This window comes from Formosa undariae, from assembly GCF_042427615.1.
GTDB classification, from domain to species: Bacteria; Bacteroidota; Bacteroidia; order Flavobacteriales; family Flavobacteriaceae; genus Formosa; species Formosa undariae.
The window spans coordinates 19,478-28,962 of sequence record NZ_JBHMEZ010000029.1 but is presented as its reverse complement, the minus strand read 5'-3'; the positions used below and the strand labels follow the sequence as shown (position 1 = coordinate 28,962).

Genomic DNA, 9,485 nt, shown 5'->3' with positions numbered 1-9,485 from the left:
CCCTGTTCCTGCAAAAAACACATTAAACATTAAAGGAATAACTAAAGACACGACTGTACAAATTTACAATATTACCGGTGCACTTGTGCAATCGACCGCTATTCGTGTAAATGCCTCTGCTATCGACACCTCTAGCCTTAACTCGGGTATCTACTTTATAAAAATAGAGAACACCGTTAAGAAGTTTGTAATTAACAAGTAAATCTTACATCTGTTCTAAATTATTAGACACAGAATATTGAATAAATTAAAGACCTACACAATAAATTTTGTGTAGGTCTTTTTTGTTTTATAGAATTCTCAGTTCTATTTAAAATTTTAATCAATAGATGCAAAAAACAACCTCTCCATGCCGCAGGAAAAACTTCCAATTCCGAAGACTAATTATTATAGCAATAATTAACACTTAAAAAAAGAGACTAAAATTAATAATCACTCTAAGTAACCCATCAAAAACCGAAAAACATTCGGTTAATCAATAATCAACATTAGTCATCTTTTTTATCATAAAAGTATCTATTGTTTTTAAAATCATAAACATTTTACTCCAGAATCAAATAAGTGAATACAACACTTCTAATCCTTTTTTTTTACTACGAACAAAAGAGAATTTACACATCGAAATAATGGTTTATATTTATTTAAACACCCCAAAAACCGCCATAGACTAGACTTCTTTTTTAAAATTAAAGCCCTCTTAAACGTCATATATTTAGCCAAAAAAGAACAAACAGGTCTTATGAAAAAGTAACATTCACCAATCTCGCCTCACACTTTCATTACTTTATAATATAACGTTAATAAACATACCTAAATAGTGAGATTATACTATAATTTTTAAACAAAAATCGTTACATTTAGCCATTAATAACTCTTATTAACTAAATAACACACTTATAAAACAATGTTAATAAAGTATATAAATACGTTAAAATCGCAAACTTATTACACAACATTTCATATAACTTTACATATTAATAAATTTACTTTAAAAAGACTAAATTAAGATTTCGATAATTTGAGTAGGTCCGGGAGTAGTAGCACAGCAATTGACTTCTACTCCTTTTTTTAAATTTAATTATTCATATTGATTTTTTTATTCGCATCTCTTCGAATTAACGATAAGAGCGTCCCAAAAATTTAAACTTAAAACAAACATAGCAAGAGCAGCAAACTACTATTTAATAATTTTACAACTATGAAATTAACATTCAAACTATTCTTTACCCTTCTATTTTTCGGAACACAACTTTTTGGTCAAGATATTGATCCTGCCACATTACTTTGGTACGACCAACCTGCAGCTATTTGGGAAGACGCCTTACCTGTTGGAAACGGTCGTATAGGTGCTATGGTTTTTGGAAAACAAGACGCAGAAGATATACAATTTAATGAAGAGACTTATTGGTCTGGAGGACCATATTCTACCGTTGTAGAAGGTGGATATAAAAAACTTCCAGAAATTCAAGAACTTCTTTTCAATGATGAGCCTATAAAAGCCCATAAATTATTTGGTCGTGCGTTAATGGGATACCCTGTAGAACAACAAAAATACCAATCTCTTGCAAACCTACGCCTAACATTCAAAAAGGAAGACATAACAAACTACAAAAGATCTCTAGATTTAAAAACCGGAATTGTAACGGTTACTTACACGTCTAATGGCGTTAATTATAAGAGAGAAATTTTTGCTTCTGCAATAGATCAAACCATAGCGATTAAAATTACAGCCGATAAACCTAATAGTATTTCTGTAGGTGCAGAACTTAGAGGTGTAAGAAATAGTGCACACTCTAATTATGCTACAGATTATTTTAGAATGGACGGTGTAGGTACAGATCAGTTAAAATTAACTGGAAAATCTGCCGACTATATGGGTGTAGAAGGACGATTAAGATATGAAGCTCAGATTAAAGCACATCATGATGGCGGAGAAATGAGTCGAGATGATGCTATTCTTACTATCAAAAATGCAAATAGCGTTACGTTATACTTTGTCGCTGCTACAAACTTCAACAACTATAAAGATGTTACAGGAGACCAACATAAACGTGTTCAAGACATGCTTGATCATGTTGCCAAAAAATCTTATTCTGCGATCAAAGAAGATGCATTAACAGATTACAAAAAATATTTTGATAGAGTAACACTTACATTACCAACAACAGAGACTTCTTATCTACCTACCAACAAAAGAATGTCTGAAATCGAAACAAAGCCAGACCCGCAGTTAGCGACTTTATGTTATAATTTTGGAAGATATCTTCTTATTTCTTCTTCAAGACCAGGCACACAACCTGCAAATTTACAAGGAATTTGGAATAACTCTATGAACCCTTCTTGGGATTCTAAATACACGACCAATATAAATACAGAAATGAATTATTGGCCTGTAGAAACAGCAAATTTATCTGAACTTTCAGAACCTTTAACCACCATGATTAAAGAACTTACAGATCAAGGTTCGGAGGTTGCAAAAGAGCATTACGGAGCAAAAGGATGGGTATTACACCAAAACACTGATATTTGGAGAGTAGCCGCACCAATGGACGGTCCAACATGGGGAACATTTACTGTAGGTGGTGCTTGGTTAACGACACATATGTGGGAACATTACCTTTTTACACAGGACAAAGAATACTTAAAAGACATCTATCCAACGATGAAGGGTGCTGTTGAGTTTTTCATGGACTTCCTTGTAGAATATCCAGAAACAGGGTGGTTAGTAACAAACCCGTCTAACTCTCCAGAAAACCCTCCAAAAGGAAAAGGTTACGAATACTTCTATGATGAAGTTACTGGTAATTATTATTTTACAACCATAGTTGCTGGAGCAACAATGGATATGCAAATCTTAAAAGATTTATTTAGCTATTACGATTCTGCAACCCAAGTTTTAGGCGTAGATAAAGAATTTGCAAAAAAAGTATCTGATGCAAGAAAATTATTTCCACCAAATCAAGTTGGAAAAGACGGTATGCTTCAAGAATGGACTAAAGACTACGAACAAAAAGAAGAACAACACAGACACTTCTCTCACTTATATGGTTTATACCCAGGAAACGTTATCTCTTTAAATAAAACACCTGAATTTATTGAGCCTGTTAAAAATGTTTTAGAACAACGTGGAGATGGTGGAACAGGTTTCTCTAGAGGTTGGAAAATGGCTTTATGGGCTAGATTAAAAGATGGAGATAGAGCAAACGACATTTTTAAAGGGTACATAAAAGAACAATGTTACATGTCTCTTTTTGCAAAATGCTACAAACCGTTACAAGTTGATGGATCTTTCGGAGTTACTGCAGGAATCACAGAAATGTTAATCCAATCTAATGAAGGCTATGTCGAACTTTTACCAGCATTACCTTCAGAATGGGCCGATGGAACATTTAACGGAGTAATGGCTAGAGGTGCCTTTGAATTTGATTTTAGTTGGAAAAACGAAAAAGTAAACACAGTATCCATCTTATCGAAAGCCGGAGCAACGTGTAAAATCAAAATGCCAAGTAACGTTAAAGTAATGTCTAATGGAAAATCAGTCCGTTTCAAAAAACGTGCAAACCAAATTATTGAGTTTAGCACAGAAAAAGGACAGACCTACACTATAGAAAACTTATAACCCCAAAAGCATATATTATTAGATCGATTAATAGCTTCAAAACCCTCCCCTATAATACAAATCAATCTAGAGTCTTAAAACCCCAAATCGATCATGAGATATAATAGGTTAGGAAAAACCGATTTAAAAATAAGCCATTTAGGTTTTGGAGCCTCTGCGGTTGGAGGCATGTTTGAAAAAACAGATAAAAACGAAGCAATCAAAACCATTCATACCGCCTTCGATAGAGGTATCAATTATTTTGACACCTCTCCAGCATATGGTAGACAAAGCTCTACTTTTGGAGCGGCTACTTCAGAAATAGTTCTGGGAGAAGGTTTAAAAAGTCTTAAGCGAGATGATTTTATCATTTCAACAAAAGCAGGAAAAACAGCATCGCTTCCTCCTATATTTAATTTCTCATATAATTCTATCATAAAGTCTGTGGAGTCTAGTTTAAAACGACTGAATACAGATTATATTGATATTGTGTTTTTACACGATATAGAATATGGCCAAGGACAATATTTAAAACTAGCCCTAACAGAAGGTCTTGATGCATTAAAGGATTTAAAAAAACAAGGGAAAATAAAATTTATAGGAGCATCGTGCTACCCTATAGAAGTACTTGACCATGTCATTTCTAATTACGATTTAGATGTTATCCTTGTGCATAATCATTATACACTAATTAACGATCTATTATTAAAACTGTTACCAAAAATTAAGGCAAAAGATGTAGGTTTGGTTAATGCCTCCCCTTTTGCCAGTGGGTTACTAACGCATAAAGGACCACCGGATTGGTATCCAGTTAACGTTAAAGAATTAGCAGTCATTAAAAAAACTATAGCGTATTGCAAAGATGCAAACATTCCTATCGAAAAAATCGCATTGCAATTTGCACTTCAAAACACCGAAATAAATACAACATTATTCAGTTGTAGCAATCAAAACATATTAAATCAGAACCTAGATTGGAGTCAAGAACCAATAAATTTATCTGTGATTGAAAAAACACTAGTATATTTAGAGTCTATAAAGAACACAGACTTTGATTTTGGAGGTTTTAACAAATAGCGATGAATAGTATAGACTTATTTATAATTATCCTTTATTTACTGGGAATATTATCCTTAGGGATTCTTTCCTCAAGAAAAACAAACTTGACCACCGACAATTATTTTTTAGCTGGAAGAAGTTTAAATTGGATTGTTATAGGTGCGTCACTTTTTGCTAGTAATATTTCTACAATACATTTGGTAGGCTTAGCCGCTTCAGGTTTTGAAGATGGCTTAGTCTGGGGGAATTTTGAATGGATGGCTTCAATTGTTTTAATCCTATTGGGGTTAATATTTGCACCATTCTATTTTAGAAGTAAAATTTCTACGCTACCTCAATTTCTAGAAAAAAGATACGGCGGTGCATCCAGGTCTTTCCTAGCTTTTATGGCCATACTAGGTGCTTTATTTGTACACATTGGGATGAGTCTTTATGCTGGTGCAATTGTTTTTAATTCATTATTTGGAATTGATGAATACATCTCGATTTTAATCATTTCGGTAATCACCGCGACCTATACCATCATGGGCGGTTTAAAAGTTGTTGTTATTACAGAAAGTGTTCAGACCATTATACTTATTGTAGGCGCCATATTATTAACCTATTTTGCAATTGAAGCATTGCCACAAGTTGGTGTACACTCTATTGCCGATTTTAAAAACGCCATAAAACCAGATCAATTAAGTATGCTTAGAACTCCTGGTCATGAAGGTGATTCAGGACTCACCTGGTACTCTATTTTCTTAGGTTACCCGATAATAGGAATATGGTATTGGTGTACAGACCAAACTATTGTTCAGCGTGTACTAGCTGCAAAAAGTGAAGATGACGCAAAAAAAGGACCTATTTTTGCTGGTTTTCTAAAATTACTGCCCGTCTTTATCATGGTATTGCCTGGTATTATAGGCTATGTACTGTTTAAAGAACAAATAACTACAAGTAACGAAACTTTACCTGTATTGATTAATAATTTACTTCCCGTAGGAATAAAAGGCATTTTTGCTGCGGCGTTGCTTTCTGCTCTTATGAGCACCATAGCTGCGGCTCTTAATAGCTGTTCTACTTTAGTAGCTATTGATATAGCAAAAAGAATGAATCCTTCTATTACCGATAAAAAACAAGTGGTAATTGGAAAATGGGTAGCTGTAATTGTTATGATTTTAGCTATGGCTTGGTCTACACAAGGCGGCAAGTTTAACAGTATTTTTGAAGCTATCAATAAAATAGCTGCCGCATTAGCACCACCAATTGCAACCGTATTTATATTTGGTGTATTTAGCAAAAGAGGAACAAAAGAAGCTTCTTTATATACATTAATGATTGGATTCGTACTGGGTATAGGTGCCTTTAGTGTAGACTTTATACCACCGCTTTCTGGAAATCCAGAATTAATCACAGATACCCTAGGCATCCCTTTTATGATGCAAGCTTGGTGGTTATTCTGCATTTGTTCTGTAATTTATTTTGCTATTAGCTACGCCACTCCTAAACCAACACAAGCACAATTAGAATATACTTGGGACACCCCATTTCAATTTTTAAATAAAGATAAATTTCAAGGCATAAAAGATGTCCGTTTATACACTGGTATTCTTCTATTTCTAATCATAGTATTATACATAATTTTCGCATAAATAACCCCTAACATAGTTCCTTATGAAGATATTCGACAAACCCATTCATTTATTACTTTTAGTAGCAGTTACGCTTTCCCTTTTCTCATGTAACGATAAGAAATCTAAAGAAGTAGCCGCTGCAGAACCAATAGAAAAAAAGCCTAACATAATTATTTACCTAACAGACGATCTTGGTTATGGTGATTTAGGATGTTACGGGAACCCTATTATTAAAACACCTGGAATAGACAAGTTCGCTTCCGAAGGTGTAATACTTACAGATCTTCACTCAGCAGGAACAGTTTGTTCGCCATCGCGTGCAGGAATTTTAACAGGTAGAAACCCTTACAGAAGCGGATTCTATTACCTACAAGGTTATGCAGGAACACACTTAAGAGATAGTGAAGTTACCATTGCTGAAGTTTTAAAATCAGGTGACTACGAAACTGCTTTTATGGGAAAATGGCATTTATCCCGTTTAGAAAAAACATCTAGAGCCAAAGAGCCTAGCCCTAGCGATCAAGGTTTCGACTATTGGTTTGCATCTACTCACAATGCTTTTGAAGGGCCTAAGAACTTCAGAAAATTTATTAGAAACGGAGAAGATGTTGGTGAAGTAAGCGGATGGTATTGCGACGTGTTAACAGAAGAAGCTACAGACTGGTTAACAAACAAAAGAGATAAAAGTAAACCGTTCCTTCTTATTGTATCGACACACGAACCACATACGCCACTTGCCCCGCCAGAAGAATATAGCGACATGTACGACAATGCTACTGTAGATAGTCTGGAACAGTCTATTAGTTATGGTGGTGTTGCAAGACCAGAACACGATATTTCAATGAATAAAAAAGAGTATTACGGAACAATTTCTCAACTGGATCAAGCTTTTGCTAATCTAATGAAAACGGTAGATGATGAGAACTTGACTGAAAATACTATGGTGATTTTTACAAGTGATAACGGTCCTGAATCTCCAGTAAATTTAGACGAATCTCAAGGTTTATGGGAAGATCCAATACGTGATTATTGTTTTGGAACACCTGGTGATCTTAGAGGAATGAAAAGATTCCCTTACGAAGGTGGACACAGAGTGCCTGGTATTATTCGTTACCCCGCTAAAATTCCAGCAGGAACAATTAGTAATGAATTGGTAGTTGCAACAGACTTTATAACAACAGCGGCTAAACTTGCACAAGTTCCAGCGCCACAAAACATAAACTTAGACGGAATAGATGCATTTCCTGCTTTTCTTGGTGAAAAAATAGAAAGAGAAAAACCATACTTATGGATTTTCCCTACGCACGAGGATACCTATTTTAGAATGCCACATATGGCTATGCGCTATAACGACTATACGCTTATTGGAAAATTTAAAGACAAAGAAGACGATGTGACAATTATGGAATGGATGAAAACATCTGTACCTGTAACATTTTCTCTTTACAACTTAGCTAACGATCCGTCACAAAAAACAGATCTTGCCTCTACAGAATCAGAAATGGTCGAAAAATTAAAACCAATACTACTAGAACAATGGTTAGAGATTAGAGATGAAGGTCCGTATTGGGAAAAATTAAATGAAGCATCAAAATCAAAAAAATAAGAATGAGAAGTCACACTAAAATAGTACTTCTACATTTATTTATATCAATAGCGTTTGTTAGTTGTAAATCTGAAGCGAAAGAAACAAGAGAAATAAAAGAGGTAAAACCTAATATTATAATTTACCTAACAGACGATTTGGGGTATGGTGATTTAGGCTGTTATGGCAACCCGATTATACAAACACCTGCCATAGATAAGTTTGCTTCAGAAGGCGTACTACTTACCGACCTGCACTCGGCAGGAACGGTTTGCTCACCTTCTAGAGCAGGGCTATTAACGGGAAAAAACCCGTATAGAAGCGGATTTTACTACCTACAAGGCTTTGCAGGAACACATTTAAGAGACAGCGAAACAACGATTGCAGAAATCCTTAAATCTGGCGGCTATGAAACTGCTTTTATGGGAAAATGGCATTTATCTCGACTAGAAAAAACATCGAAAGCTACAGAACCAAACCCTGGCGATCAAGGATTCGATTACTGGTTCGCATCTACACATAATGCATATAATGGTCCGAAAAATTTTAGAAATTTTATTAGAAACGGAGAAAATGTAGGTGAAGTAAACGGATGGTATTGCGATGTCTTAACGGAAGAAGCGACAGACTGGCTAACGAACAAAAGAGATAAAAGCAAACCTTTTCTTTTAATTGTTTCTACACACGAACCTCACGCGCCTCTTTCTCCTCCTGAAGAATTTAGCGCGATGTATGACAATGCTACAGTAGATAGTTTAGAGCAATCTATTAGCTATGGTGGTGTTGCTCGTCCGGAATATGATATTAGCAAGAATAAAAAAGAATATTACGGTACCGTTTCTCAGTTAGATAAAGCTTTTGAGAATCTTATGGCCACAGTCGATAAGGAACAATTAACAGAAAATACAATGGTTATTTTCACTAGTGATAATGGTCCTGAATCGCCCGTTAATTTAGAAGAATCTCAAGGTGAATGGGAAGCTCCTACACGAGATAATTGCTTTGGTAATCCAGGCATTTTTAGAGGTATGAAACGATTTCCTTACGAAGGCGGACATAGAGTACCTGGTATAATTCGTTATCCCGCAAAAATAAAAGCAGGAACAATAAGCGATGAGATGGTAGTAGCGACAGACTTTATTACAACTGCAGCTTACCTTGCTCAAGTAGAAATGCCTAGTGGAATACACTTTGATGGTATTAACGCTTTCCCCGCTTTTCTTGGACAAAAGATAAAAAGAGAAAAACCATATTTATGGATATATCCAAACCATGAAGACACTTATTTTAGAATGCCACATATAGGCATGCGCTATAATGAGTATACATTAATTGGAAGATTTCCAGACAAAACAAAAGAATTAACCTTAATGGATTGGATGAAAACGTCTATTCCTGAAACTTTCGAGCTTTATAATTTATCAAAAGATCCTGAACAAAAAGTAGATCTCGTTTCTGTTGAGCCAGATATGGTAAATACATTAAAACCAATAATGATTAAGGAATGGATTGAAATCAGAAACGAAGGTCCTAATTGGGAGCAACTTAACAAATAAGATTTAACACTTATTTGAGTTAGAATAACGACTTGTTAATTTAACGAAGAGACCAATCCATATTATCACAT

General features: G+C 34.8%; 6 protein-coding genes. All 6 read left to right on the top strand.

Annotated elements, in window-relative coordinates; genetic code table 11:
- Positions 1-202 (top strand): T9SS type A sorting domain-containing protein (locus tag ACFFVB_RS16335; protein WP_382384298.1); only part of this gene is annotated, 202 nt, incomplete at its 5' end.
- Between the two features lie 996 nt (positions 203-1,198).
- Complete coding sequence (locus ACFFVB_RS16330; RefSeq protein WP_382384297.1) at positions 1,199-3,619, top strand: glycoside hydrolase family 95 protein; 2,421 nt, start codon at positions 1,199-1,201, stop codon at positions 3,617-3,619.
- A gap of 93 nt (positions 3,620-3,712) precedes the next feature.
- A complete protein-coding gene (locus tag ACFFVB_RS16325) occupies positions 3,713-4,675 on the top strand; it encodes an aldo/keto reductase (protein ID WP_382384296.1) in 963 nt (320 codons plus the stop codon).
- 2 nt (positions 4,676-4,677) lie between these two features.
- Positions 4,678-6,291: a sodium:solute symporter gene (locus tag ACFFVB_RS16320; protein ID WP_382384295.1), complete on the top strand. Its 1,614-nt coding sequence runs from the start codon at positions 4,678-4,680 to the stop codon at positions 6,289-6,291.
- A 22-nt stretch (positions 6,292-6,313) separates the two neighbouring features.
- Positions 6,314-7,879, top strand: coding sequence for a sulfatase family protein (locus tag ACFFVB_RS16315; RefSeq protein ID WP_382384294.1), 1,566 nt, complete (start codon positions 6,314-6,316; stop codon positions 7,877-7,879).
- 2 nt (positions 7,880-7,881) lie between these two features.
- A complete protein-coding gene (locus ACFFVB_RS16310) occupies positions 7,882-9,414 on the top strand; it encodes a sulfatase family protein (RefSeq protein ID WP_382384293.1) in 1,533 nt (510 codons plus the stop codon).
- The last annotated feature ends 71 nt before the right edge of the window (positions 9,415-9,485 follow it).

Excerpts from the sequence above, each read along its gene's own strand:
- ACFFVB_RS16330 (WP_382384297.1), top strand. The coding sequence starts at position 1,199 with ATGAAATTAACATTCAAACTATTCTTTACCCTTCTATTTTTCGGAACA.
- ACFFVB_RS16325 (WP_382384296.1), top strand. The coding sequence starts at position 3,713 with ATGAGATATAATAGGTTAGGAAAAACCGATTTAAAAATAAGCCATTTA.
- ACFFVB_RS16320 (WP_382384295.1), top strand. The coding sequence starts at position 4,678 with ATGAATAGTATAGACTTATTTATAATTATCCTTTATTTACTGGGAATA.
- ACFFVB_RS16315 (WP_382384294.1), top strand. The coding sequence starts at position 6,314 with ATGAAGATATTCGACAAACCCATTCATTTATTACTTTTAGTAGCAGTT.
- ACFFVB_RS16310 (WP_382384293.1), top strand. The coding sequence starts at position 7,882 with ATGAGAAGTCACACTAAAATAGTACTTCTACATTTATTTATATCAATA.